The organism is Pseudomonas sp. EU05-FHT14B02, from assembly GCF_058791055.1.
The window spans coordinates 1-25,247 of record NZ_JBYTDD010000023.1 but is presented as its reverse complement, the minus strand read 5'-3'; the positions used below and the strand labels follow the sequence as shown (position 1 = coordinate 25,247).

General features: G+C 59.0%; 25 protein-coding genes. 15 read left to right on the top strand and 10 right to left on the bottom strand.

What is annotated here, in order from left to right; genetic code table 11:
* Window positions 1-137: 137 nt before the first annotated feature.
* The 6 genes from AC3WTM_RS20420 to trpE all read left to right on the top strand — a co-directional run bounded on the left by AC3WTM_RS20420 (window position 138) and on the right by trpE (window position 6,764).
* Window positions 138-1,385, top strand: coding sequence for an ABC transporter permease (locus AC3WTM_RS20420; RefSeq protein ID WP_007980201.1), 1,248 nt, complete (start codon window positions 138-140; stop codon window positions 1,383-1,385).
* Window positions 1,386-1,397: 12 nt separating this feature from the next.
* The gene (locus AC3WTM_RS20415; protein ID WP_007980200.1) at window positions 1,398-2,222 is read left to right on the top strand and encodes an ABC transporter permease; all 825 of its coding nucleotides are present in this window, start codon (window positions 1,398-1,400) and stop codon (window positions 2,220-2,222) included.
* Window positions 2,223-2,459: 237 nt separating this feature from the next.
* Entirely contained in the window at window positions 2,460-3,608 is a 1,149-nt protein-coding gene (locus AC3WTM_RS20410; RefSeq protein WP_102670882.1) for an iron-containing alcohol dehydrogenase, read from the top strand.
* A gap of 115 nt (window positions 3,609-3,723) precedes the next feature.
* Window positions 3,724-4,398: a ribulose-phosphate 3-epimerase gene (gene rpe / locus AC3WTM_RS20405; RefSeq protein ID WP_053162900.1), complete on the top strand. Its 675-nt coding sequence runs from the start codon at window positions 3,724-3,726 to the stop codon at window positions 4,396-4,398.
* Entirely contained in the window at window positions 4,395-5,213 is an 819-nt protein-coding gene (locus tag AC3WTM_RS20400; RefSeq protein WP_102670883.1) for a phosphoglycolate phosphatase, read from the top strand. The genes rpe and AC3WTM_RS20400 overlap by 4 nt, the downstream gene beginning before the upstream one ends.
* Before the next feature lie 69 nt (window positions 5,214-5,282).
* Entirely contained in the window at window positions 5,283-6,764 is a 1,482-nt protein-coding gene (trpE, locus tag AC3WTM_RS20395) for an anthranilate synthase component I (protein ID WP_102670884.1), read from the top strand.
* A gap of 83 nt (window positions 6,765-6,847) precedes the next feature.
* Here trpE and estP read toward each other — a convergent pair whose 3' ends face one another.
* The gene (gene estP, locus AC3WTM_RS20390; RefSeq protein WP_102670885.1) at window positions 6,848-8,758 is read right to left on the bottom strand and encodes an esterase EstP; all 1,911 of its coding nucleotides are present in this window, start codon (window positions 8,756-8,758) and stop codon (window positions 6,848-6,850) included.
* A 408-nt stretch (window positions 8,759-9,166) separates the two neighbouring features.
* On the opposite strand from estP, the gene AC3WTM_RS20385 reads away from it, so the two are divergent.
* The 4 genes from AC3WTM_RS20385 to AC3WTM_RS20370 all read left to right on the top strand — a co-directional run bounded on the left by AC3WTM_RS20385 (window position 9,167) and on the right by AC3WTM_RS20370 (window position 12,453).
* Window positions 9,167-9,760 carry an aminodeoxychorismate/anthranilate synthase component II gene (locus AC3WTM_RS20385; RefSeq protein ID WP_090179158.1) on the top strand — a complete coding sequence of 198 codons (594 nt, stop codon included), beginning with the start codon at window positions 9,167-9,169 and terminating at the stop codon, window positions 9,758-9,760.
* A gap of 9 nt (window positions 9,761-9,769) precedes the next feature.
* The gene (gene trpD / locus AC3WTM_RS20380; RefSeq protein ID WP_102670886.1) at window positions 9,770-10,819 is read left to right on the top strand and encodes an anthranilate phosphoribosyltransferase; all 1,050 of its coding nucleotides are present in this window, start codon (window positions 9,770-9,772) and stop codon (window positions 10,817-10,819) included.
* A complete protein-coding gene (gene trpC / locus AC3WTM_RS20375) occupies window positions 10,816-11,652 on the top strand; it encodes an indole-3-glycerol phosphate synthase TrpC (RefSeq protein WP_102670887.1) in 837 nt (278 codons plus the stop codon). The genes trpD and trpC overlap by 4 nt, the downstream gene beginning before the upstream one ends.
* A 99-nt stretch (window positions 11,653-11,751) precedes the next feature.
* Window positions 11,752-12,453 (top strand): lipoate--protein ligase family protein, encoded by a 702-nt coding sequence (locus AC3WTM_RS20370; protein ID WP_102670888.1) that lies wholly within the window; start codon window positions 11,752-11,754, stop codon window positions 12,451-12,453.
* Window positions 12,454-12,463: 10 nt separating this feature from the next.
* Here the strand turns inward: AC3WTM_RS20370 and crp are convergent, their stop codons facing one another.
* Complete coding sequence (crp, locus tag AC3WTM_RS20365; RefSeq protein WP_102670889.1) at window positions 12,464-13,108, bottom strand: cAMP-activated global transcriptional regulator CRP; 645 nt, start codon at window positions 13,106-13,108, stop codon at window positions 12,464-12,466.
* A gap of 247 nt (window positions 13,109-13,355) precedes the next feature.
* On the opposite strand from crp, the gene AC3WTM_RS20360 reads away from it, so the two are divergent.
* On the top strand, window positions 13,356-13,778 hold the full coding sequence (locus AC3WTM_RS20360; protein WP_008061600.1) for an OsmC family protein: 423 nt from the start codon (window positions 13,356-13,358) through the stop codon (window positions 13,776-13,778).
* A 239-nt stretch (window positions 13,779-14,017) separates the two neighbouring features.
* Entirely contained in the window at window positions 14,018-14,809 is a 792-nt protein-coding gene (speD, locus tag AC3WTM_RS20355) for an adenosylmethionine decarboxylase (protein WP_057713089.1), read from the top strand.
* Window positions 14,810-14,906: 97 nt separating this feature from the next.
* On the opposite strand, the gene coq7 is transcribed toward speD, so the two are convergent.
* From coq7 to hemJ, 6 genes are all read right to left on the bottom strand, one after another.
* Window positions 14,907-15,554: a 2-polyprenyl-3-methyl-6-methoxy-1,4-benzoquinone monooxygenase gene (gene coq7 / locus AC3WTM_RS20350; RefSeq protein ID WP_102670898.1), complete on the bottom strand. Its 648-nt coding sequence runs from the start codon at window positions 15,552-15,554 to the stop codon at window positions 14,907-14,909.
* A 148-nt stretch (window positions 15,555-15,702) separates the two neighbouring features.
* A complete protein-coding gene (locus tag AC3WTM_RS20345) occupies window positions 15,703-16,041 on the bottom strand; it encodes a histidine triad nucleotide-binding protein (protein WP_057713090.1) in 339 nt (112 codons plus the stop codon).
* A gap of 80 nt (window positions 16,042-16,121) precedes the next feature.
* The gene (locus AC3WTM_RS20340) at window positions 16,122-16,910 is read right to left on the bottom strand and encodes an SDR family NAD(P)-dependent oxidoreductase (protein WP_032829767.1); all 789 of its coding nucleotides are present in this window, start codon (window positions 16,908-16,910) and stop codon (window positions 16,122-16,124) included.
* 61 nt (window positions 16,911-16,971) lie between these two features.
* Window positions 16,972-17,937 (bottom strand): DUF805 domain-containing protein, encoded by a 966-nt coding sequence (locus AC3WTM_RS20335; RefSeq protein WP_102670890.1) that lies wholly within the window; start codon window positions 17,935-17,937, stop codon window positions 16,972-16,974.
* Between the two features lie 93 nt (window positions 17,938-18,030).
* Window positions 18,031-18,999: an NAD(P)H-dependent flavin oxidoreductase gene (locus tag AC3WTM_RS20330; protein ID WP_102670891.1), complete on the bottom strand. Its 969-nt coding sequence runs from the start codon at window positions 18,997-18,999 to the stop codon at window positions 18,031-18,033.
* A gap of 33 nt (window positions 19,000-19,032) precedes the next feature.
* Window positions 19,033-19,461: a protoporphyrinogen oxidase HemJ gene (hemJ, locus tag AC3WTM_RS20325; protein ID WP_046039521.1), complete on the bottom strand. Its 429-nt coding sequence runs from the start codon at window positions 19,459-19,461 to the stop codon at window positions 19,033-19,035.
* 135 nt (window positions 19,462-19,596) lie between these two features.
* Between hemJ and argC the strand changes: the two genes are divergently transcribed.
* Window positions 19,597-20,631: an N-acetyl-gamma-glutamyl-phosphate reductase gene (gene argC, locus AC3WTM_RS20320; protein WP_102670892.1), complete on the top strand. Its 1,035-nt coding sequence runs from the start codon at window positions 19,597-19,599 to the stop codon at window positions 20,629-20,631.
* Between the two features lie 166 nt (window positions 20,632-20,797).
* Complete coding sequence (gene erpA / locus AC3WTM_RS20315; RefSeq protein ID WP_007906865.1) at window positions 20,798-21,148, top strand: iron-sulfur cluster insertion protein ErpA; 351 nt, start codon at window positions 20,798-20,800, stop codon at window positions 21,146-21,148.
* Window positions 21,149-21,214: 66 nt separating this feature from the next.
* Here erpA and AC3WTM_RS20310 read toward each other — a convergent pair whose 3' ends face one another.
* The gene (locus AC3WTM_RS20310) at window positions 21,215-22,306 is read right to left on the bottom strand and encodes an anhydro-N-acetylmuramic acid kinase (RefSeq protein WP_057713093.1); all 1,092 of its coding nucleotides are present in this window, start codon (window positions 22,304-22,306) and stop codon (window positions 21,215-21,217) included.
* Between the two features lie 3 nt (window positions 22,307-22,309).
* Complete coding sequence (locus AC3WTM_RS20305) at window positions 22,310-23,734, bottom strand: peptidoglycan DD-metalloendopeptidase family protein (protein ID WP_102670893.1); 1,425 nt, start codon at window positions 23,732-23,734, stop codon at window positions 22,310-22,312.
* A 211-nt stretch (window positions 23,735-23,945) separates the two neighbouring features.
* Here AC3WTM_RS20305 and tyrS point away from each other — a divergent pair, with 211 nt between their 5' ends.
* Window positions 23,946-25,145: a tyrosine--tRNA ligase gene (gene tyrS / locus AC3WTM_RS20300; protein WP_102670894.1), complete on the top strand. Its 1,200-nt coding sequence runs from the start codon at window positions 23,946-23,948 to the stop codon at window positions 25,143-25,145.
* The last annotated feature ends 102 nt before the right edge of the window (window positions 25,146-25,247 follow it).

The window sequence follows — 25,247 nt, the reverse complement described above, 5'->3', positions numbered from 1 at the left end:
GCTTGCTCGCGAAGACGTCAGCACATTCAGCATCATTGTTGACTGACACTCCGCCTTCGCGAGCAAGCCCGCTCCCACAATAACGATCGAGGTGGCATTCCCATCTCTGTAACGATCAAAGATTCCCGGAGTACGTCATGGCTATCGCCGTTCCCCTGAACGAGGGCACCAGCCCCACCTTGAAGCAGCGGCTCAAGCACGCCGAGCGGGTCAACCGCTGGAAGGCCCAGGCGTTGATCGCGCCGCTGGTGCTGTTTCTGTTGCTGGTGTTCCTGGTGCCGATCGTGGCGCTGCTCTACAAAAGCGTTGGCAACCCGGAAGTGGTCGGCGGCATGCCGCGCACCGTGACTGCCATCGCCAGTTGGGACGGCCGTGGCCTGCCCGCTGAACCGGTTTACAAAGCAGCGGCCGAAGACCTCGCCGAGGCTCGAAAAAATCAGACCCTGGGCGATCTGTCCAAGCGCCTGAACATGGAACTGGCCGGCTATCGCAGCCTGCTGACCAAAACGGCCCGCGCCTTGCCGCTTGCCACTGAACCGGCCTCCTATAAAGAAGCGCTGGAAGGCCTCGATGAGCGTTGGGGCGACCCGGCCTACTGGCAAGCGGTGCGCCGCAACACCAGCAGCATCACCCCGTATTACCTGCTGGCGGCTGTCGATCACCGCATCGACGATCTCGGCGAAATCGCCCCGGCCACTCCGGATCAGGCAATCTACCTCGACATCTTCGCCCGCACCTTCTGGATGGGCCTGATCATCACCGTGATTTGCCTGGTGCTGGCGTATCCTCTGGCTTACCTGCTGGCGAACCTGCCGTCGCGCCAGAGCAACCTGCTGATGATTCTGGTGCTGTTGCCGTTCTGGACCTCGATCCTGGTACGAGTCGCGGCGTGGATCGTGTTGCTGCAATCGGGTGGCCTGATCAACAGCGGCCTGATGGCCATGGGCATCATCGACAAGCCGATCGAGTTGGTGTTCAACCGCGTCGGTGTCTACATCTCCATGGTGCACATCCTGCTGCCGTTCATGATCCTGCCGATCTACAGCGTGATGAAAGGCATCTCGCCGACCTACATGCGCGCCGCGATTTCCCTCGGCTGCCATCCGTTCGCCAGCTTTTGGCGGGTGTACTTCCCGCAGACCTATGCCGGTGTCGGCGCCGGTTGCCTGTTGGTGTTCATCCTCGCCATCGGCTACTACATCACCCCGGCATTGTTGGGCAGCCCGAACGATCAGATGGTCAGCTACTTCGTCGCCTTCTACACCAACACCAGCATCAACTGGGGCATGGCGACCGCACTTGGTGGGCTGCTGTTGCTCGCGACGGTCGTGCTTTATCTGATTTACAGCTGGCTGGTAGGCGCAAGCCGCCTGCGTCTGAGCTAAGGGGAGAACGAAATGCTGAGTCCTTATATGTCGCCCATCGAACGGGTGTGGTTCTACAGTTTGCGGATTCTCTGCGGCTTGATCCTGTTATTCCTGATCCTGCCGGTGCTGGTGATCATTCCGCTGTCGTTCAACTCCGGCAGTTTCCTGGTGTACCCGCTGCAAGGCTTCTCGCTGCAGTGGTATCACGATTTCTTCGCCTCGGCGGAATGGATGCGCGCCCTGAAGAACAGCATCATCGTCGCCCCGGCGGCTACGGTGCTGGCCATGGTCTTCGGTACGCTGGCGGCCATCGGCCTGACCCGTGGCGACTTTCCCGGCAAGGCGCTGGTGATGGCGCTGGTGATTTCACCGATGGTGGTGCCGGTGGTGATCATCGGTGTGGCCAGTTATCTGTTCTTTGCTCCGTTGGGATTGGGTAACAGCTTTTTCTCGCTGATCGTGGTGCATGCGGTGTTGGGTGTGCCGTTCGTGATCATTACCGTGTCGGCGACCTTGCAGGGGTTCAACCACAACCTGGTACGGGCCGCTGCGAGCCTGGGCGCTTCGCCGCTGACCACGTTCCGCCGGGTGACCTTGCCACTGATTGCGCCGGGCGTGATCTCCGGGGCGCTGTTTGCCTTTGCGACTTCGTTCGATGAAGTGGTGGTGACGCTGTTCCTCGCCGGCCCAGAGCAAGCGACCCTGCCACGGCAGATGTTCAGCGGCATCCGCGAAAACCTCAGCCCGACCATCGCCGCGGCCGCGACGCTGTTGATTGCCTTCTCGGTGATCCTGTTGCTGACCCTGGAATGGTTGCGTGGGCGTAGCGAGAAACTGCGTACTGCGCAGGTCTGAAGCCACACACCGATCCACTGCAACTTGTAGGAGCGAGCTTGCTCGCGATGAACCTGAGAGCGACGTGGGCATTCAGAAGGCCCGCGTTATTGTTGGCGACCATCGCGAGCAAGCTCGCTCCTACAGGTGTTTTGTGTGGTTTCGGGATCTTTGGTCATTCATGACCTGAATACCTGCCAACTCCAAATCACCAGCTACTATTGTGCCCAGCTCCCCGACCTATAAGAGGTTGCGCACATGAGTCTTTCCTCTTTCAAAATCGCTCACAAGCTGATCACCGGCGCAGGTGCCATCGACCAGCTGGCCGCTGAGCTGACACGCCTGGACATCGACAATCCACTGATCGTCACCGACGTCGCCCTGGTCAAGTCCGGCACGGTAGAACTGGCACTGGCGCAGTTGGGTGGCCGATCCTACGAAATCTTCGACCGTGTGCTGCCGGACCCGGAAATCGCCATCGTCGAAGATTGCATGCAGGTTTACCGCGACGGAGGGCATGATGGGCTGATCGGCCTGGGCGGCGGGAGTGCCATCGACATTGCCAAGAGCGTGGCAGCCTATGCCGGGTACCACGGTGCGCTGGAGGATCTGTTCGGTATCGATCAGGTCCCGCGCAAAGGTCCGCCGCTGATCGCCATCCCGACCACCGCCGGCACCGGCTCGGAAGTGACCAACGTCGCCATTCTTTCCGACAAGGTCGCGCAACTGAAGAAGGGCATTGTCAGCGACTACTTGTTGCCGGACGTGGCGCTGGTCAGTCCGCAAATGACCCTGACCTGTCCACGCAGCGTCACGGCGGCCAGCGGTGTCGATGCGCTGGTGCACGCTATCGAGTCTTATCTGTCGGTCAACGCCTCGCTGATTACCGATTCCCTGGCTATCGGCGCCATCAAGCTGATCGCCAAGGCTTTGCCTAAGGCCTACGCCAACCCGTCGAACCTGCAAGCCCGGGAGGACATGGCCACTGCCAGCCTGATGGCCGGCATGGCGTTCGGCAACGCCGGCGTTGGCGCGGTGCATGCGCTGGCCTATCCGCTGGGCGGGCGCTTCAACATTGCCCATGGGGTCAGCAATGCCTTGCTACTGCCCTATGTCATGACCTGGAACAAGATGGCCTGCATCGAACGCATGCAGGATATCGCCGAGGCCATGGGCGTGAAGACCGCTCATTTGAGTCTCAACGAAGCGGCCGACAAAGCCGTGCAAGCCATGACCGAACTGTGTGCCGCCGTGGAAATTCCTCAAGGCCTGCGCAGTTTCGGTGTGCCTGAGGACGCCATCCCGTCCATGGCCGTGGAAGCAGCGGGGATCGAGCGCTTGATGCGCAACAATCCGCGCAAATTGAGTGCCGTCGATATCGAAAAGATCTATCGCGCGGCGTACTAGAGCCATTGCCGTTGATGGATGATGGCAAGGTCCAATCATCGCGCTCACGGTGCGCGCGTCAAAGCATGAGGTATACAATGCGCGCCATCGTGATTCTGCTCAGAAAAGGTGCGTCATGCAGCCCTTCGTAATTGCTCCGTCGATTCTCTCCGCCGACTTCGCCCGCCTGGGTGAGGAAGTGGACAACGTCCTGGCCGCCGGCGCCGACTTCGTGCACTTCGATGTCATGGACAACCACTATGTGCCGAACCTGACCATCGGCCCGATGGTCTGCGCAGCGCTACGCAAGTACGGCGTGACCGCGCCGATCGACGCGCACCTGATGGTCAGCCCGGTGGACCGCATCGTGGGCGACTTCATCGAAGCCGGCGCGACTTACATCACCTTCCATCCGGAAGCCACCCAACACGTCGACCGCTCCCTGCAACTGATCCGCGAAGGCGGCTGCAAGTCGGGCCTGGTGTTCAACCCGGCAACCCCGTTGGACGTGCTCAAGTACGTGATGGACAAGGTCGACATGATCCTGCTGATGAGCGTCAACCCCGGCTTTGGCGGGCAGAAGTTCATCCCTGGCACCCTCGACAAATTGCGCGAAGCGCGGGCGCTGATCGATGCTTCGGGCCGTGACATTCGCCTGGAAATCGACGGCGGTGTGAACGTGAACAACATTCGCGAAATCGCTGCGGCTGGCGCTGACACCTTCGTCGCGGGCTCGGCTATCTTCAATGCGCCGAACTATCAGGAAGTCATCGACAAGATGCGTTCCGAACTGGCGCTGGCTCGCCCATGAGTGGTTTTGAGCAGCTGTTCCCGGGGCAACTGCCGCGGCTGGTGATGTTCGATCTGGACGGTACGTTGATCGACTCGGTCCCGGACCTGGCAGTGGCTGTGGACAAGATGCTGCTCAAACTCGGTCGCCAATCCGCCGGTCTGGAAGCGGTGCGCGAATGGGTCGGTAATGGCGCGCCGGTGCTGGTGCGTCGGGCGCTGGCTGGCGGTCTTGATCATGCTGCGGTCGATAACGACGAGGCCGAACGGGCGCTGGAGTATTTCATGCAGGCTTATGGCGAGAGCCATGAGTTGACCGTGGTTTACCCCGGCGTTCGCGACACTCTCAAATGGCTGCAGAAACAGGGCGTCGAAATGGCGCTGATCACCAACAAGCCGGAGCGTTTCGTCGCGCCGCTGCTGGATCAGATGAAAATCGGCCGTTATTTCCGCTGGATCATTGGCGGTGACACCCTGCCACAGAAAAAACCAGATCCGGCTGCGCTGTTCTTCGTGATGAAAATGGCCAATATTCCGGCTTCGCAATCGTTGTTCGTCGGCGATTCGCGTAGCGACGTGCTGGCAGCGAAGGCGGCGGGAGTCAAGTGCGTAGCCCTGAGCTACGGCTATAACCACGGCCGACCGATCGCGGAAGAATCGCCGGCGCTGGTAATCGACGACCTGCGCAAACTAATTCCCGGTTGCCTGGATCCAGCCGCTGAGATAACGTTGGGCGACGCTGTCAAACCCCCTTCTGGAAACGCCATCGTGGTGGTCACTCGCAAACTCTGGATGAAAGTCATCAAGGCCCTGGCCCGCTGGCGTTGGCGCGCCTGACTTGATCCTGGCCGGTTTCCGGCGCGTTTGCATACCTGACTGTTCGATCCTCAAGCCACGAGGCACCTCATGATCCGCGAAGAATTCCTGCGTTTGGCCGCTGCCGGCTACAACCGCATCCCCCTTGCCTGCGAAACCCTGGCTGACTTCGACACACCGCTGTCGATCTACCTGAAGCTGGCCGACGAGCCCAATTCCTACTTGCTGGAGTCCGTACAGGGCGGCGAGAAGTGGGGCCGTTACTCGATCATTGGCCTGCCGTGCCGTACCGTGCTGCGGGTTCACGATCATCACGTCAGCGTGACCGTCGATGGCGTCGAGACCGAAAGCCACGATGTGGAAGACCCGCTGGCCTTCGTCGAAACCTTCAAGGCTCGCTACAACGTGCCGACCATTGCCGGCCTGCCGCGTTTCAACGGCGGCCTGGTGGGTTACTTCGGTTATGACTGCGTGCGTTATGTGGAAAAGCGCTTGGGCAAGTGCCCGAACCCGGACCCGCTGGGCGTACCGGACATTCTGCTGATGGTGTCCGACGCCGTGGTGGTGTTCGACAACCTGGCCGGCAAGATGCACGCCATCGTCCTGGCCGACCCGTCCCAGGATGACGCCTTCGAGCAAGGTCAGGCACGCCTGGAAGAGTTACTGGAAAGACTCCGTCAACCAATCACCCCACGCCGTGGTCTGGACTTCAGCAAGCAACAATCGGCTGACCCGGTGTTCCGCTCCAGTTTCACCCAGGACGATTACGAAAAAGCCGTCGACACCATCAAGGAATACATCCTGGCCGGTGACTGCATGCAGGTCGTGCCGTCCCAGCGCATGTCGATCGATTTCAAGGCGGCGCCGATCGATCTGTATCGCGCGCTACGCTGCTTCAACCCGACGCCTTACATGTACTTCTTCAACTTCGGCGACTTCCACGTCGTCGGCAGTTCGCCGGAAGTACTGGTGCGGGTCGAAGACAACCTGATCACCGTGCGCCCGATTGCCGGCACCCGTCCGCGGGGAGCCAATGAAGAGGCAGACCTGGCGCTGGAAGAAGACCTGCTGTCGGACGACAAGGAAATCGCCGAACACTTGATGCTGATCGACCTCGGTCGAAACGACACCGGTCGCGTATCAGAAATCGGCTCGGTGAAGCTTACCGAGAAGATGGTCATCGAGCGTTATTCCAACGTGATGCACATTGTGTCCAACGTCACCGGGCAACTGAAAGCCGGGCTGACGGCCATGGACGCACTGCGGGCGATTCTGCCGGCAGGCACCTTGTCCGGTGCGCCGAAGATTCGCGCGATGGAAATCATCGACGAACTGGAGCCGGTCAAGCGTGGCGTCTACGGCGGTGCGGTCGGTTACTTTGCCTGGAACGGCAACATGGACACCGCCATTGCGATCCGCACGGCGGTGATCAAGAACGGCGAGTTGCATGTACAGGCCGGTGGCGGCATTGTCGCCGACTCGGTGCCGGCTCTGGAATGGGAAGAAACCCTGAACAAGCGCCGCGCAATGTTCCGTGCCGTTGCCCTGGCCGAACAAACCCCGAATACCTGATTCCACGCAAGCCTACAGGGGATTTACGGACACCAAAAAAACGCGGCGCCTGTGAGGGCGCCGCGTTTTTTATTGCCTGCACATCAGAAGTCCAGCGCAACACCTACGTTGATGCCTTGTTGGGTGAAGTCGTCGTCCTTGCGAATGTTATAGCTGGCACGCAGTGCCAGGTCCTTGGTGAGGTTGTGGCTCACCCCCAGGTTCACACGTTGCAAGTGACTTTGCGGGGTGTAGCCTTCCAGCGTGAACTGGTTGTTCGGCAGGCTGTTGAGGTTGATGTCCACGTCCTGGGTATCGTCGTTGTACTCACGCTCGATTGCCGCTTCGCCGAACACCTGGGTTTGCGGGGTGATCTGGTATTTGCCCTGCAGACCAGCACCCAGGCGCCGGGAGATACGCTCCTGATCGGCAAAGGTCAGCGCCGTGGAATTGTTGCCGTCCTCCGAGTAACCATCGACTTGTACCTTGGAGAAGTCGGCGCTGACAAATGGCGACAGGTGCCAGGGGCTGCCGGCTTGTTGCGCAATGTCGTAACCCACGCGTGCGCTGAAGGCTTCGACGTAGCCGCTGGTATCGCCTTTTTCGCCGCGTTCGTTGACGCCCAGCTGGAATTTACGCTTGAGGCTGTCGTAATCCAGATGCCCTGCCGTCAACGCCGCGTCTGCCCACACGCGGTTTTGCTGGTACTGGGCGAATGCCGTGCCCAGGTAAGTGTTGAGCTTGTAGTCGGAGTCGTTGTTGCCAGCTTCAAGTTCCTGGTTATAGAAACCAGCGACCAGGCCAACACGCCAGGCATCGTCGAGACGATAGCTGCCACCGATGTTCAGGTTGGCGCCGTTGCCGTCGGCGCTTGCCACGCTGTCCTGACCGTCAAAGTCCTGATGCTGTCCGCCGCCGGAAACAATGGCTCGCCATTGGCCGACACCTTGCCAGTTTTCCCAATCGGCCAGCCACTGGTTGCGCAATTCATCCTGATGCGCGCGCACGGTGCCCTGGGCCATTTCCGGCAACAGGGTCAGCTCCCACGGTGCCGCCAGCAGGGAGTACGCGTAATCGGCGATCAGGCGCTGCCCGGCTTCGGTGGGATGCACCGAGTCGTTGTAGATCAGCTTGGTCGGGTCCGGCGTGGCGCTGTTGATGCCGTAGCGGGCGTTCTCGGTGCAACCGCTGCCGCTGAAGCAGGTGGTGATGAGGTTCTGGTCGGTGGCCAGGCCAAACTGTGCCGGGTTGGCGAACGTCTCTTTGAGCAATACCGGAATGTTCAGCGGGATGACTTCTGCATTGATGTTTTGCAGTCGGCTTACCAGTTCAGTGTTGAACTGGGCGCTGAGCTGGGACGTGAACGCTTGCAGCGGGGTGCCGTTGAATGCGGGGGTAAAGCCGATATCAGGTAGCAACCAGACCATGACGTATCTGGCGCCGGCGGTTTGCAGCGTCTGCACGCTGTCGGCCAGGCGGTCGGCGGCGGCACTGGCCTGGGGCAGGCTGGTGACGCGACCTTGCAGGAAGTCGTTACCGCCACCTGACAGGTAATACAGTGCGTTCGGGTCGGCACGGAAGTTATTGGATGGAAGATAGCCGGCCCGGGTGCGTTCGCCGGTGGCGGAGGTGCTGGTAATCGAATCAAGAATCTGGTCGGTACGGTAACCGCCTACAGCCCAGTTGTTACCATCGGGCTGGCCGTTGCTGGCGCGTACCGCCGAAGATGATGACGCGGTCTGGTCCGCCGAGAACCCCAGTTTTCCGCCCAGAATTTGTGTGGAGTTGAGCGAGCGGACTTCGCCGCTGCCATCCAGGTACACCGGCCCCGTCCGGTTGGTGAAGCGCTGCGTCGCCCCGGCAGGACCGCCCGTGTCGGCAAAGGTCCCCGCATCGTTGAGGCTGTCCCCGAAGACAACGAAATTTGTATAAGGATTAGGTGCGGCGTTCGCCTGGGCGCATGCGATCGCGAGCAAGCATCCTGCGAGCGGTACAAACAACGTCTGTTTGATCATGAGCAAGTCCGTTTATTTATTGTTTTAGTGAACGAAACGACAGTACCAAAAACTTCCGGCCTTTTGCCATCTGTCGCGAAGCCTTTGATAGTTTCGCTGGCAGCACCCCCGGCGATATTGCACGCTCTGCCCAGCTAAGTTACTGTGCCGGGACGTACGAACGAGACCTTCCCCGTGTTGATCATCAGTAAACTCCTGGATCAAGTCATCAAGGCACACGCCCGCTGGCGTTGGCGCGCCTGAATTCTTTTGCCGGCTTCGCCGGACCTGTACCGCTTTGCCTTCTTTACCTGTTTGAAATGCCGCTTTGCTGGCGCTACACCGGCACCTGACAAAGTGCAGCACTCTGCGGGTAAATCATTCGAAGGCCATCTTTAAAGTCAGTGAATTCAAGAGGTTCTTAACGCCATGTTGCTGATGATCGATAACTACGACTCCTTTACCTACAACGTTGTGCAGTACCTGGGCGAGCTCGGCTCCCAAGTCAAGGTTGTGCGCAACGATGAACTGACCATCGCTGAAATCGAAGCCCTCAATCCTGAACGCATCGTTGTGTCCCCCGGTCCTTGCACCCCGACCGAAGCCGGCATCTCGATTGAAGCGATCAAGCATTTCGCCGGCAAGCTACCGATTCTTGGCGTCTGCCTCGGCCACCAATCCATCGGCCAAGCATTTGGCGGTGATGTGGTGCGCGCCCGCCAAGTGATGCATGGTAAGACTAGCCCGGTATTTCACGAGGACAAGGGTGTATTCGAAGGCCTGAATCGTCCGCTGACGGTGACCCGCTATCATTCATTGATCGTCAAGCGCGAAACCCTGCCCGATTGCCTGGAGCTGACCGCCTGGACCCAGCTCGAAGACGGCTCGATCGACGAGATCATGGGCCTGCGTCACAAGACTCTGAACATCGAAGGCGTGCAGTTCCATCCTGAGTCGATCCTCACCGAACAGGGCCACGAACTGTTCGCCAACTTCCTCAAACAAACCGGCGGCACGCGCTAAGGACTTTTCATGAACATCAAGACAGCCCTGAGCCGTATCGTCGATCACCTCGACCTCAGCACCGATGAAATGCGCGATGTCATGCGCGAGATCATGACCGGGCAATGCTCGGATGCGCAGATTGGCGCGTTCATGATGGCCATGCGCATGAAGAGCGAAAGCATCGACGAAATCGTCGGTGCAGTGTCGGTGATGCGCGAACTGGCGGACAAGGTCGAACTCAAGACCCTCGACGGTGTGGTCGATGTGGTGGGCACTGGCGGTGACGGCGCCAATATCTTCAACGTGTCGACCGCTTCCGCTTTCGTGGTTTCGGCGGCCGGTTGTACGGTCGCCAAACACGGCAACCGTGCGGTGTCGGGCAAGAGCGGCAGTGCCGACCTGCTGGAGGCAGCCGGCATCTACCTGAACCTGACGCCGGTGCAAGTGGCGCGCTGCATTGACAACGTTGGTATTGGTTTCATGTTTGCCCAGACTCACCACAGCGCGATGAAATACGCCGCCGGCCCGCGTCGGGATCTGGGGTTGCGTACTTTGTTCAACATGCTCGGCCCGCTTACGAATCCGGCCGGTGTGAAGCATCAGGTGGTAGGCGTATTTACCCAGGCCTTGTGCCGGCCGCTGGCGGAAGTGTTGCAGCGCCTGGGCAGCAAGCATGTGCTGGTGGTGCATTCGAAGGATGGCCTGGACGAATTCAGCCTGGCCGCGCCGACCTTTGTCGCTGAACTGAAGGACGGCCAGGTCACCGAGTATTGGGTCGAACCGGAGGGCCTGGGCATGAAGAGCCAGAGCTTGCATGGCCTGGCCGTGGAAAGCCCGGCGGCTTCCCTGGAACTGATTCGCGATGCCCTGGGCAAGCGCAAAACCGAGAACGGTCAGAAAGCGGCCGAGATGATCGTGCTCAATGCCGGTGCCGCACTGTACGCGGCCGACCTTGCCAGCAGCCTGAAAGAAGGCGTTGCCTTGGCGCACGATGCGCTGCACACCGGCCTCGCTCGAGAAAAACTTGAGGAACTGGGTGCATTTACCGCGGTATTCAAAGTGGAGAATGAGGGATGAGTGTACCGACGGTTCTGGAAAAGATTCTGGCGCGCAAGGTTGAGGAAGTCGCCGAGCGTAGCGCTCGCGTCAGCCTCGCCGAGCTGGAAAACCTGGCCAAGTCGGCCGATGCCCCCCGCGGTTTTGCCAAGGCGATGCTGGCCCAGGCCAAGTTGAAGCAACCGGCAGTCATTGCAGAGATCAAGAAAGCTTCGCCGAGCAAAGGCGTGATCCGCGAGAACTTCGTTCCCGCCGACATCGCCAGAAGCTACGAGAAGGGCGGTGCGACCTGCCTGTCGGTGCTCACCGATATCGATTATTTCCAGGGCGCTGATGCCTACCTGCAGCAGGCCCGTGCGGCATGCAAGCTGCCGGTGATCCGCAAGGACTTCATGATCGATCCGTACCAGATCGTCGAAGCCCGGGCCCTGGGAGCCGATTGCGTGCTCTTGATCGTTTCCGCGCTGGATGATGTGAAAATGGCCGAGCTGGCTGCCGTGGCCAAAAGCGTCAACCTCGATGTGCTGGTGGAAGTCCACGACGGCGACGAACTGGAGCGGGCCTTGAAAACCCTCGATACTCCGCTGGTTGGCGTGAACAACCGTAACCTGCACACCTTCGATGTCAGTCTGGAAACCACCCTCGACCTGTTGCCGCGTATTCCGCGCGATCGTCTGGTCATCACCGAGAGCGGCATTCTCAACCGCGCCGATGTCGAACTGATGGAAATCAGCGACGTTTACGCGTTCCTGGTCGGCGAAGCGTTCATGCGCGCCGAAAGCCCGGGTACCGAGTTGCAGCGTCTGTTCTTCCCTGAGCGCGGTACTCCCGTCAGCGGCTCGACCCTCGACTGATCCCCACCATTGCAGGCAACCCGATTTCCTGTGGGAGCGGGCTTGCCCGCGATGAGGACCTCAAATTCCCTAAAGACGTCATGTCTGCCGGAGTCGCCTATGTCGCTGCCAATCTCTCTGACCATCGAAGCCGGCCTGCAAGCCGAACAGGACTTGCTGGCATCGGTATGCGCCGGCGCTGCGGAGTTCGGCCTGCTGTTCTGGCAGCCGAGTGATCGGGCGCTGGTCATGCCACGCCGTTTGAACCGCCTGCCCGGTTTCGAGGCGGCATGTGAAGTGTCGGCGGCGGCAGGTTGGCCGGTGTTGTTGCGTGAAACCGGTGGCGAGCCGGTGCCGCAATCGGTCTCAACGATCAATATTGCACTGGTTTACGCGCCGCCGCGCAGCGAAGGGGATCTGAATCGTATCGAAACCGGTTACCACCGTTTGTGCGATCCGATTTGTCAGTTGCTGGATGAGTTGGGTGGTACTTCGTCCCTGGGTGAAATCGAAGGCGCTTTCTGTGACGGTCGCTTCAACGTTAACCTCGATGGACGCAAAATGGTCGGAACCGCCCAGCGCTGGCGCCAGAGTCAGGGGGGGCAGCGTCCGGTAGGGCTGGTGCACGGAGCGATGCTGATCGATAACGAGCGAGCGTCAATGGTCGCCGCGGTCAATCGTTTCAACGAGGCATGCGGTCTGGAACAACGGGTACGCGCCGAAAGCCACATCGCGCTACATGAGAAGTTCGCGGCACCCCATGCACTGGCACGTCTAGACGAACTCTACCGGTTGATGCTGGCGCAGATGTTCAGTGGCTAGGTTTTCGAGGTTATCGCGTACCGAAGACCACCATGGTCTTGCCTTTGACATCTACCAGGTTGCGTTCTTCCAGATCCTTGAGCACGCGACCGACCATCTCCCGCGAACAACCGACAATCCGCCCGATTTCCTGACGGGTCACCTTGATTTGCATGCCATCGGGGTGCGTCATGGCGTCTGGCTGTTTGCACAGCTCCAGCAGGCAGCGGGCGACTCGACCGGTTACATCAAAGAATGCCAGGTCACCGACCTTGCGCGTAGTGTTGCGCAGGCGTTGTGCGATTTGTCCGCTGAGGACGTAAAGAATATCCGGATCCTGCAGGGACAACTCGCGGAATTTCGTGTAACTGATTTCTGCGACTTCGCATTCAACCTTGGCCCGCACCCAGGCGCTGCGCTCCTGCTCCAGGCCGGCCTGCTCAAACAGACCCAACTCGCCGAAAAAGTCCCCTGGGTTCAGGTAGGAAATGATCATTTCCCGGCCGTCGTCATCTTCGATCAGGATGGTGACTGAGCCTTTGATGATGAAAAACAGCGTTTCCGAGCGGTCGCCGGCACAAATGATGTTGCTCTTGGCCTGATAACGGCGGCGCTGGCAATGCATCAACAGCTTGTCGAGGTTCTTGATCTTGGGGTTGGGGGCAATAGCAACCATGGTTGTATCCCGAAAAGACTGCACGGAGTGTTTGGATTTTTGTAGGAGCTGGCGAAGTCTGCGATCTTTTTAGTCGCTTCATAGCTGGCCATGCGCCAGCGAATTGGCGTCAGCTTAACAGACACTTCCTGCAATATTCGAGCATTTACCTACAAGGTAGTGGGATCTGTCCTAGGACGCCGGGCGCTGCCAATCACGGGGCCTGTGCTAAGCTGGCGACCCTTTTTTATACAGTGGAGTCTTGGCGATGAAGGCACGCATCCAATGGGCTGGCGAAGCCATGTTCCTCGGCGAATCCGGTAGCGGTCATGTCGTGGTCATGGACGGTCCACCCGATGCCGGCGGACGTAACCTGGGTGTCCGGCCGATGGAAATGTTGCTGCTGGGTGTCGGCGGTTGCAGCAATTTCGATGTGGTCAGCATCCTCAAGAAGTCCCGCCAGGCGGTCGAAAGCTGTGAGGCCTTCCTCGAAGCCGAGCGCGCGACCGAAGATCCAAAGGTGTTCACCAAGATCCACATGCATTTCGTGGTCAAGGGCCGCGGGCTGAAAGAAGCCCAGGTCAAACGTGCCATCGAGCTGTCTGCCGAGAAGTATTGCTCGGCCTCGATCATGCTCGGCGCGGCCGGTGTCGAGATTACTCACGACTACGAAATCATCGAGCTCGGTTGAATCGACATTCAACTATCATAAAAGCAGTGCAGACTCTGGCGATCCCAAGCTGACGTCTGCATAATGCGCCACTTTTTTCAGGGTAGTGGCCCGTCAGCCGACAGGCCTCGCACCCGAACAGACAACCAAAATCGCCATCGCGAAGAGGTGTTAACCGTCCTACGCAGGTGCGTTGTTCGCATCTGACGGGCATGCTTGATCACGCGGCCGGGCCGCAAACACATAGAGAGTTTTTAACGGTGAAAAGCAAACTCAAGCTCCACGGGTTCAATAACCTGACAAAGACCTTGAGCTTCAACATCTATGACATCTGCTACGCGGAAACTCCGCAAGACCAGCAGGCTTACGTCGAGTACATCAATAAAGAGTACAACGCGAAACGCCTGACGCAGATCCTCACGGAAGTTGTCGATATCATTGGTGCCAACATCCTGAACATTGCCAGTCAGGACTATGAGCCACAGGGCGCCAGCGTCACGATTCTGATTTCTGAAGAACCGGTGACCCCGACCGATAGCCAGATAGAAGAGTCCCCGGGCCCGTTGCCCGAAATTATCCTGGCCCACCTCGACAAGAGCCACATCACGGTGCACACGTACCCGGAAATCCATCCGGACGACGGCATTGCAACCTTCCGTGTGGACATCGATGTGTCGACTTGCGGGGTCATTTCACCGCTTAAAGCGCTCAACTTCCTGATTCACCAGTTCGATTCGGACATCGTGACCGTGGATTACCGTGTGCGCGGCTTCACCCGTGACGTTGAAGGCAAAAAACACTTCATCGACCACGAGATCAATTCGATCCAGAACTACCTCTCCGATGACACTTACGACGCGTACCAGATGACCGACGTGAACGTGTACCAGGAAAACCTGTTCCACACCAAGATGCTGCTGAAGAACTTCGAACTGGATAACTACCTGTTCGGCGACGCCACCAGCAACCTGTCCTCTGAGCAGCGCGCCCAGGTGACCGAGCGGGTGAAACACGAAATGCTCGAGATCTTCTACGCGCGCAATATGGCGTAAGATTTTCGGACACAAAAAAGGCGACTCCCTCACGGCAGTCGCCTTTTTTATGTCTTGCCCTTGTAGGAGCAAGCTCGCTCCTACAAAAAATCTGAAATCAGATCCGATAAGTACTCTTGGTCATCACCTTGGCCATCAGGCTCATCCCGAACTTCACCGGTGCCGGAAAGCGGAACCCGCCAGCATCCAGCGCACTTTCGGCATGTTGTTCTTCATCGATGCGCATCTGCTCAAGAATCGCCCGGGATTTTTCATCCTCGGCCGGCAATTGCTCCAAATGTTCGTTCAGGTGTTTGCACACCTGGTCTTCCGTTGCCGCAACGAACCCCAGGCTGACTTTGTCGCTGATCAGGCCGGCCACTGCGCCAATCCCGAACGACATGCCATAAAACAGTGGATTGAGGATGCTGGTGTGGCTACCCAGTTGATGGATACGCTGTTCGCACCAGACCAGGTGATCGATTTCTTCTTCGGCGGCATGCTCCATCGCAGCACGCACTTGCGGCAGCTTGGCGGTCAGTGCCTGTCCCTGGTACAGCGCCTGGGCGCAGACTTCGCCGGTGTGGTTGATGCGCATCAGGCCGGCAACATGGCGCGTGTCTTCGTCGCTCATTTTCGCATCCGGCCGCACGATGGCGGGCGACGGACGGTACGGCTGGCCGCTGAAGGGCAGCAGGGTGCGCATTGCGGCATCGGCTTGCAGCAGAAGGCGGTCAATTGGCGAGTAGTGACGTTGGGTTGTCATGCTGACCTCCGGGGGAATTTCGGCGGCCAGTTTAACCCAATCGGCCGGGGAAGGTTTGCGCTGGGTCATTGTGATGCAGAGACTGTGACAGTGTTGTGATGCCTTTTGTGGAAGCGGCAGTGCGCCGCTTCCACTGGGTTTGGCGCAATCAGCCCGGCGGCCAGTGCATCTGGCGCTGACCCAGTACGTGCATATGTATGTGATAGACAGTTTGCCCACCCAGTTCATTGCAGTTCATGACGACGCGGAAGCCGTCTTCGCAACCCAGTTCCTTTGCCAGGCGCTGGGCGGTGAACAGGATGTGCCCCGCCAATGTCTTGTCGTCCTCGGTCAGGTCGTTCAGGGTGCGAACGGGTTTCTTCGGGACCACCAGGAAATGTACCGGTGCCTGTGGGGCAATGTCGTGGAAGGCCAGAACCTGGTCGTCCTCGTAAATGATCTTCGCCGGGATTTCCCGGTTGATGATCTTGGTGAACAGAGTATCCACAGCTGTTTTCTCCGTTGTTTGGGCTGGCCTGAGTGTACTCATGGCGTATGCCTGCGCCCAGCCTTTTACCTTGGGTTGGATCAGCGCGGGCAGTAGGCCTTGTTGACCATGCCGGCGATTGTGCGAGTCAGCCACCGCGAGCCAAGCCGCGGCAGGAAGGCGAACCAGCGGTTGCGCCGCCCGGGAATGATGATCGCCTTATTCTTTTCCAGTGCACGCACGGTGTAGAGCGCTACTTCCTCGGGGCTCATCAGTAGTTTGCTGTTGGTCAGCTTTTCGCTGTCGAGTTGCGCGGTACGGAAAAACGCCGTACGGGTCGGCCCGGGGCAGAGCACCGAAACCTTGATCGCACATTTTTTCAGCTCGACGCGCAATCCTTCGGAAAAGTGCAGTACATACGCCTTGCTGGCGTAATAGGTGCTCATCCACGGCCCCGGCTGAAACGCCGCCACAGAGGCCACATTCAGAATCTGCCCACCGCCTTGCAGGGCCATGCTGTTGCCGATGGCATGGCACAGGCGGGTGAGGGCGAGGATGTTCACTTCGATCAGGTCTTGCTCGGTCATCCAGTCCTGGGCCAGAAACGGGCCGCATGTGCCGATACCGGCGCAGTTGACCAGCAGATCGATTTGCCGGTCGCCTTCTTCCAGCTCCAGCAGGAATCCGGACAGGCGCAGCGGTTCGCCCAGGTCGCAGGCACGGAACAGCACTTCCACGCCGAACCGTTGGGTCAGTTCAATCGCAATACTTTCCAGCTGATCACGTTGTCGGGCCACCAGAATCAGGCTGCGGCCGCGCCGGGCCAGCGCTTCGGCCATTGCCAGGCCAATGCCGCTGGAGGCACCAGTGATCAGAGCGTAACGGGTCATGCAGTTCTCCATCGCAACAGCTCCGCGCCGCGACGCAGGTGTCAGGGGCCAGGAGCGCTGTTCATTCTTTCGCAGAGTCTACAGGGGGCTGGGCCTCTTCGGCTGCATCGCCGGAGGAATTTGGCACCGGCTCGACCTCGAGTTCGATTTCATCGGTGGTGACCGAACTGCTGTCGTAGCTGCTCTGGGCGGCGCTTTTGTATTCTTCCCGTATCGCTGTGAGACCACCGGCCAGCGAGCCGAACAGAACCAGCGCGATAACGATCAGCCACAGCGAAGACAGTACCTTGACTGCGGTACTGTTCGGCGGAGGCGGCGGGCCGTAGCGGTTGGCGGTGTCGTTGCCCGGCACAACCATGATCACGAACGGAAAGAAACTGCCAACGAACGGCACCAAGTTCAGCAGCCATAGCCAGCCGGACCAGCCGACATCGTGCAAACGTTGAACGGTGATCTGGATGCTGACAAATACAAATCCGACGAACAGGATTAAGGCCAGCAAGCTGCCCAATATCAGGCCGGCGGTCGAATCCGCGCCGATCAGAGCCAGGGCGACCAAGGCAAACACCCCGCAAACGGCGAGGAGCACAGTTGACAGAACCAGCGTCCAGGCAAGGTAACGTAAGCGGCCGATACGGCCATCGAAACTGAAGGGTTTGAGCGTGGCGAATTCCGCTACGGCTTCGCCGACGGGCGCGCGAGGCGGCGCGTAAGGGGACTGCGGATCTGCAAAAGGCGCCTGGCTGCTGGCCGGAGCATGGTCATGAACGTCGGCGAGGTTCAGCTCGATCGGCGTTTCCGCTTCGATGCGGGCGTCGATACCGGTTTTGCTCAGCGCCTGGAGATAGGTCTGGGCATCGGCGTGCGACAGGTTGCGTTTGAGCGCTATAGGACGCCCGGTGAACAGGCGCTCAATGGCCGTGACATCGCTTTTGAACAAATCGGCGAGATTGAGCTTTGCCGTGGTGATGTCTACACCGGGCAGCAAGGCGCCCTCGAATACGATTTTGAAATGATTTTCGCCCATGTGCGAAGCATCCTTGTCGCGAGAGGTTGAAAGAACAATGTTGTACCCGGGCGAGTGTAAGTCCAGCCGGGCAAGACTGGCCAAGGTTTGCTGTCAGCGCGGCCAGCGTTTTGGCAACTGGGCGGCATGCTCCAGGGCCAGGCGGTACTCCGCGTCGAGACGCGCAATCAACTGCTCGACACTCGGCAAGTCTTCGATTTCCCCCACGCCCTGGCCTGCAGACCAAACGGTCTTCCAGGCCTTGGCCTCATCGCTCACGGGTTTGAGTTTGGAGCCGAAGTTGATCTCGCCCTTGCCTTGCAAGGCGGCCATGTCGAAACCGGCGGCCTCCAGGCTCTGGCGCATGAAGCTCGCGGGGACACCCGACACGGCTGGAGTATGGATGATGTCTGCCGCTTTGGATGTCAGCAGCATTTCTTTGTAGGCGTCGGGCGCGTGACTTTCGGTCGTACCGATAAATCGTGTACCGAAGTAGGCCAGATCCGCGCCGAGCAATTGAGCGGCAAGAATTTCGTGGCCGTGGTTCAAACAGCCGGCCAGTAACAGGGTCTTGTCGAAAAACTGGCGGATTTCGGCAATCAGTGAGAACGGGCTCCAGGTCCCCGCGTGTCCACCGGCGCCGGCAGCCACGGCGATCAAGCCATCCACGCCTGCTTCGGCCGCTTTCTCGGCATGACGACGAGTGGTCACATCATGGAACACCAGGCCGCCGTAGCTGTGCACCGCGTCGACCAGTTCTTTCACGGCGCCCAGGCTGGTGATCACGATCGGCACTTTGTGCTCGACGCAAATCTGCAGATCCGCCTGTAAACGAGGATTGCTGTTGTGGACGATCAGGTTCACGGCATAAGGCGCGGGATTCTCCATTGTCGCCAGCCCGGCTTCGATTTCTTCCAGCCAGGCTTTGAAACCGCTGCTTTCGCGCTGGTTCAGCGCCGGGAAGCTGCCGACCACGCCCTGGCGACAACAGGCGAGTACCAATTGCGGATTGGAAATCAGGAACATCGGCGCCGCCACCACGGGCAGACGCAAACGTTCTTCGAGCAGAGCGGGCAGCGACATTGGAAGTACCCCGGTAAGTTGTGCTTGGTGGATTTAGAACGGCCGAACGACGACCAGAATTACGATAGCCAGCAATATCAGAACCGGCACTTCATTGAACCAGCGATAAAAGACATGGCTGCGGGTGTTCTCGCCACGGGCAAAACGTTTTACCTGGGCGCCGCACATGTGGTGGTAGCCGATCAGCAACACGACCAGGGTCAGTTTGGCGTGTATCCAGCCACCCTGGCTGAAGATGCCTGGATTGAGGTAGATGAGCCAGCCGCCGAAGATCAGCGTGGCGATCATCGCCGGGCCCATGATGCCCCGGTACAGTTTGCGCTCCATGACGCTGAAGCGTTCCTTGCTGATCGTGTCTTCACTTTGTGCGTGATAAACGAACAGTCGTGGCAGGTAAAACAGGCCGGCAAACCAGCATACGACGCTGACGATATGAAACGCTTTGAGCCACAGATAGAGCATTTTTGGTTATTCCCCAATTCACGGTAGTGGGAATAGTAGGGGGTTGAGCGTCCGCACGTCACCTTGACGGTTGTCGCAGGGGCGCGCGGCCCCTATTATCGACGGCTTTCCAGTGGGTTCGTTGAGGGCAGGTTTATGGTCAAGGTCGGTATCGTCGGCGGCACGGGTTACACCGGTGTCGAACTGCTGCGTCTGTTGGCGCAACATCCGCAAGCTGAGGTGGTTGTCATCACTTCCCGATCCGAGGCTGGCCTGGCCGTGGCCGACATGTATCCGAACCTGCGAGGCCATTACGACGGCCTGGCGTTCAGCGTTCCGGACATCAAGACCCTGGGTGCCTGCGATGTGGTGTTCTTCGCCACACCGCACGGTGTTGCCCATGCCTTGGCGGGCGAGTTGCTGGCGGCCGGGACCAAGGTCATCGACCTGTCGGCGGACTTCCGTCTGCAAGATGCGGATGAATGGGCCAAGTGGTACGGCCAGCCGCACGGTGCACCGGAGTTGCTGGACGAGGCGGTCTACGGCTTGCCGGAAGTCAATCGCGAACAGATCAAGAAAGCGCGCCTGATTGCCGTGCCGGGCTGCTATCCAACTGCAACGCAATTGGGTTTCCTGCCATTGCTCGAAGTCGGCCTGGCCGATGCCGCGCATCTGATTGCTGACTGCAAGTCCGGCGTCAGCGGTGCCGGTCGTGGCGCTTCCGTAGGTTCGTTGTACTCCGAGACGTCGGAAAGCATGAAGGCTTATGCGGTCAAAGGTCACCGTCACCTGCCGGAGATTCGCCAGGGGCTGCGTCGCGCAGCAGGCAAGGACGTCGGCCTGACCTTCGTTCCGCACCTGACGCCGATGATTCGTGGCATTCACTCCACACTCTACGCAACTGTTGTTGATCGCTCGGTGGACCTGCAGGCGCTGTTTGAAAAGCGCTACGCCAACGAACCGTTCGTCGACGTGATGCCGGCCGGCAGCCATCCGGAGACGCGTAGCGTACGGGGTGCCAACGTCTGCCGCATTGCCGTGCATCGCCCTCAGGACGGTGATCTGGTGGTGGTGCTGTCGGTGATCGACAACCTGGTCAAAGGTGCTTCGGGTCAGGCCGTGCAGAACATGAACATTCTGTTCGGGCTGGATGAGCGTCTGGGTCTGTCCCACGCCGGCATGCTGCCGTAAGCGTTATCGCGTACAGCAAAAGGCCCGTCTGACGGGCCTTTTTGCATTCCGGGCCGGCGACTGGATTGGTTGATATACCATAACAATAGTTGACCGCTTTTCTAGGAGAAGCGGATAATGCGCGTCATCACGCAATATGACGGCGTAACGCCGGGAGATAGTCAGCATGAGCGTCGAATCCTTCACCCCCACGGCTTTGCAATTCACCCACGGTGCCGCGCACAAGGTGAAGAGCCTGGTCGATGAAGAGGGGAATGATCGCTTGAAGCTGCGCGTATTCGTTACGGGCGGCGGTTGTTCAGGTTTTCAGTACGGCTTCACCTTCGATGAAGAAGTGGCCGATGACGACACCATCGTCGAACGCGAAGGTGTGAGTCTGGTTGTCGATCCAATGAGCTTCCAGTACCTGGCAGGTGCCGAGGTGGACTACCAGGAAGGTCTTGAAGGGTCGCGTTTCGTCATCAAGAACCCGAATGCGACTACCACTTGTGGCTGCGGTTCTTCATTCTCGATCTGATCAGCGCACCTGTTTCACAGAACGCCGCACGGCCTCAGGGCCTTGCGGCGTTTTGCTGTCTGGTATTTATGCGGGGTAGATGGCGCCGAGGACCCGTAATCCACGGGCGCCGGTAACGCTTGGGCGATTGGCGGCGATGCCTTCGAGGCAGCAGTGAGCGAGCCAGGCAAACGCCATGGCTTCGACCCAGTCAGGATCGACGCCATATGCTGATGTGCTGCTGACTTTCGCCTTCGGCAGCAGACTGGCCAGGCGATTCATCAGTGCGGCGTTATGCGCGCCACCGCCGCAGACCAGCACTTCTTGAGTCTCTTTCTGGGCGCCTTGCAGCGATTCGATGATGGTCAGTGCGGTCAGCTCAAGCAGCGTTGCCTGTACGTCTTCGGCAGCGAAGGTCGGCAGCTGCGCCAGGTGCTGCATCAACCATGGCAGGTTGAAGACTTCCCGGCCGGTGCTCTTCGGGCCTTGGGTGACGAAGAAGGGGTCGCTGAGCAGTGCCTTCAACAGATCGGGTTCAACCTTGCCGCTGGCGGCCCATTGGCCGTCACGGTCATAGGTGTCGCCGCGCTGCTGATGAATCCAGGCATCCAGCAGCACATTCCCTGGGCCGCAGTCGAAACCGGCCACCGGTTTGCCGGGCTCGATCAGGCTGAGGTTGCTGAAACCGCCGATGTTCAGTACGGCACGGTTGCCGGCCCGCTCTTCGAACAAGGCTTCATGAAAGGCTGGAACCAGCGGAGCGCCTTGACCGCCGGCGGCTACGTCGCGGCTGCGGAAGTCGCTGACCACGGTTATACCCGTCAGCTCGGTCAGCAGTGCCGGGTTGCCGATTTGCACCGTGAAACCGCGCGCTGGTTCATGGCGAATGGTCTGGCCATGGCTGCCAATCGCGCGGATATCATCAGGGATGAGGTGCTGTTGAGCGAGGAGGGTATTGATGCCCTGTGCCGCGAGCTTTACCCAGTTTTGCTGGGCGATGGCGGAGCGGGCAATCTCGTCCGGACCGCTGGCGCACAAGCCAAGCAGCTCGGTACGCAGGGAATCGGGCATTGGGATGTAGTGCGTGGCGATCAGCCTGATCGCCGGGGTCTGCTCGATCAGCGCGATGTCCAGGCCATCAAGGCTGGTCCCGGACATCACACCTATATAAAGCGCCATGACTTAACGCTTGGCCGAAGCCAGCTGAGTGGCTTTTTCCTGGTCCATGCGCGCCATCAGCGGTTGGCTCTGTGCCAGGAAGCGTGCGCGCTCGGCTTTGGAGATTGGATCGGCCATCGCGACTTTCTGGCCCAGCGGGTCGACGTGCACGCCATTCACCTGGAACTCGTAATGCAGGTGCGGACCGGTGGAGAGACCGGTGGTGCCGATATAGCCAATCACCTGGCCCTGTTTCACCGTGCCGCCAGTCTTCACGCCTTTGGCGAAGCCTTGCATGTGGCCGTAGAGCGTGGTGTAGGTGTTGCCGTGCTGAAGGATCACGGTATTGCCGTAGCCACCACGGCGGCCGGCCAGCAACACCTTGCCATCACCGGCAGCCTTGATCGGCGTGCCACGCGGTGCAGCGTAGTCGACGCCTTTGTGAGCGCGGATCTTGTTCAGGATCGGGTGTTTGCGGCCCATGGAAAATTTCGAGCTGATGCGGGCGAAGTCCACCGGTGTGCGGATGAACGCCTTGCGCATGCTGTTGCCGTCAGCAGTGTAGTAACTGCTGTTGCCTTGTTTGTTGGTGTAGCGCACGGCAGTGTAGGTCTTGCCGCGGTTGGTGAAGCGCGCCGACAGGATCGGGCCAGTGCCGACGGCCTTGCCGTTGACCACTTTTTGCTCGTAGATCACATCGAACTCGTCGCCCTGGCGAATATCCTGAGCGAAGTCCACGTCGTAGCCAAACACACTGGCCATGTCCATGGTCAGGCTGTGAGACAAGCCGGCCCGGGATGCGGACTGCGACAGCGAGCTGTTGATCACGCCATGAACGTAAGCCGAGCGCACGGTTGGTTTTGCGGTAATGCGGTTGAAGGTATAGCCCTTGTCGTTCTTGGTCAGGCTGATGCTTTCGAGGTCGTTGAGCTTGCTGTGCAGGTTGGTCAACTGACCGTCAGGACTCAGTTCGAATTCGAGTTTTTGCCCGTGCTTGAGCTGGCTGAACTGCTTGGCCTGCTTGTCGCTGGCCAGCACGTCGTGCACTGAGGTGGCCGGGAGGCCGACTTTCTCGAACAGCGTAGAGAGGGTGTCACCCTTGGTGACGATCACTTCCCTGTGGCTTGCCGGCTTCTTTTCTTCGACGACCGGCACCGGTGCAGGTCCGGCTTGAGCGGTTTCCTGAGTGTCTTCGGCACTGTTGTCGATCTGCGCGAAGGGGGAGGTTGCTGTTTCATTTGTGGCTTGAGCGGCGTCAGCAGCGTCTTGTTCTTGTGTCAGTTGTTCAGCAGGGCTTTCCAATTCAAGACTCAGGGTTGTCTTTTTGGCTTCAACATCGCTGGAAGGGAATACCAGGAGCGCCAGACTGAGAAGGGCGGCGATGCCACTTGCAGCAAGCAAGTGGGTCTTCGGGTAAAGCGGCGGCGCTTTAGACGATTCTGTGGTCATAAGTGGTTTTGACTTTGAAAAAGATGAATTGGAAAAGATGAATGACATGATGAAGATGAAATAACTGTATAAAATATAACCAAATCATCTCTGAAGCAAGTCCGCAGGCATTCTGTCTGCGGATTGGCGTCCGTGCGCCGGGCAAACCTTGTATTTGACGCGCGATCTTGTATGGTTGGTTCCCTTTGAATCTGAGCCTTGCGGGTCTGTTATGAAGTCGGTTGAAGAGCAGCTAGCGCTGATCAAACGTGGTGCGGAAGAATTGTTGGTCGAGTCCGAGCTGATTGAAAAGCTCAAGCGTGGCCAGCCGCTACGTATTAAGGCGGGCTTCGATCCAACGGCTCCGGATCTGCACTTGGGCCACACCGTGCTTATTAACAAGCTGCGCCAGTTCCAGGAACTGGGGCATCAGGTGATTTTCCTGATTGGTGACTTCACCGGGATGATCGGCGACCCGAGCGGCAAGAGTGCCACGCGTCCACCGCTCACTCGCGAGCAAGTCCTCGAGAATGCTGAGACCTACAAGGCTCAGGTCTTCAAGATTCTGGACCCGGCAAAAACCGAAGTGGCATTCAACTCCACCTGGATGGATCAGATGGGGCCAGCCGACTTTATTCGCCTGACTTCGCAATACACCGTGGCCCGCATGCTCGAGCGCGATGACTTCGACAAACGCTACACGACCAATCAGCCAATCGCCATTCATGAGTTCCTTTATCCGCTGGTTCAGGGTTATGACTCTGTGGCGCTGCGCGCAGACGTGGAGCTCGGCGGCACCGATCAGAAGTTCAACTTGCTGATGGGGCGTGAGCTGCAGCGTGGTTATGGTCAGGAAGCCCAGTGCATTTTGACCATGCCGCTGCTTGAAGGTCTGGATGGTGTGAAGAAGATGTCCAAGTCCTTGGGTAACTACGTCGGCATCCAGGAGGCGCCGGGTGTGATGTACGGCAAGCTGGTTTCCATTCCGGATGCGCTGATGTGGCGTTACTTCGAGTTGCTCAGCTTCCGCTCCATGGATGAGATCAATGCGTTCCGCGCTGATGTCGAGGCGGGTGCCAATCCGCGCGATATCAAGATCAAGTTGGCTGAGGAGATCGTTGCGCGCTTCCATGGTGAGGAGGCTGCGGCCAATGCTCATCGTGCCGCCGGTAACCGTATGAAGGATGGCGAGCTGCCGGATGATCTGCCGGAAATCGAATTGACTGCTGCCGAAGACATGCCGATCGCTGCTGTCCTTAATAAAGCGGGGTTGGTTAAGAACTCGGCGGTGGCGCGAGATCTCCTGGGTTCCGGTGGTGTACGTATAGATGGTGAGGTTGTCGATCGCACCTTTATATATGCACTGGGCGCGACCCATGTTTGCCAGGCCGGGAAGAAGGCATTTGCTCGTATTACGCTCAAATCCGAATAAAGCTGAAATAAGGGGTTGACGGCGAATTCTAGAGGCCTATAATTCGCCCCACTTCCGGCGCAGTCGAAACGGAAAACTCCTTGGTAAACAAAGAGTTACGCA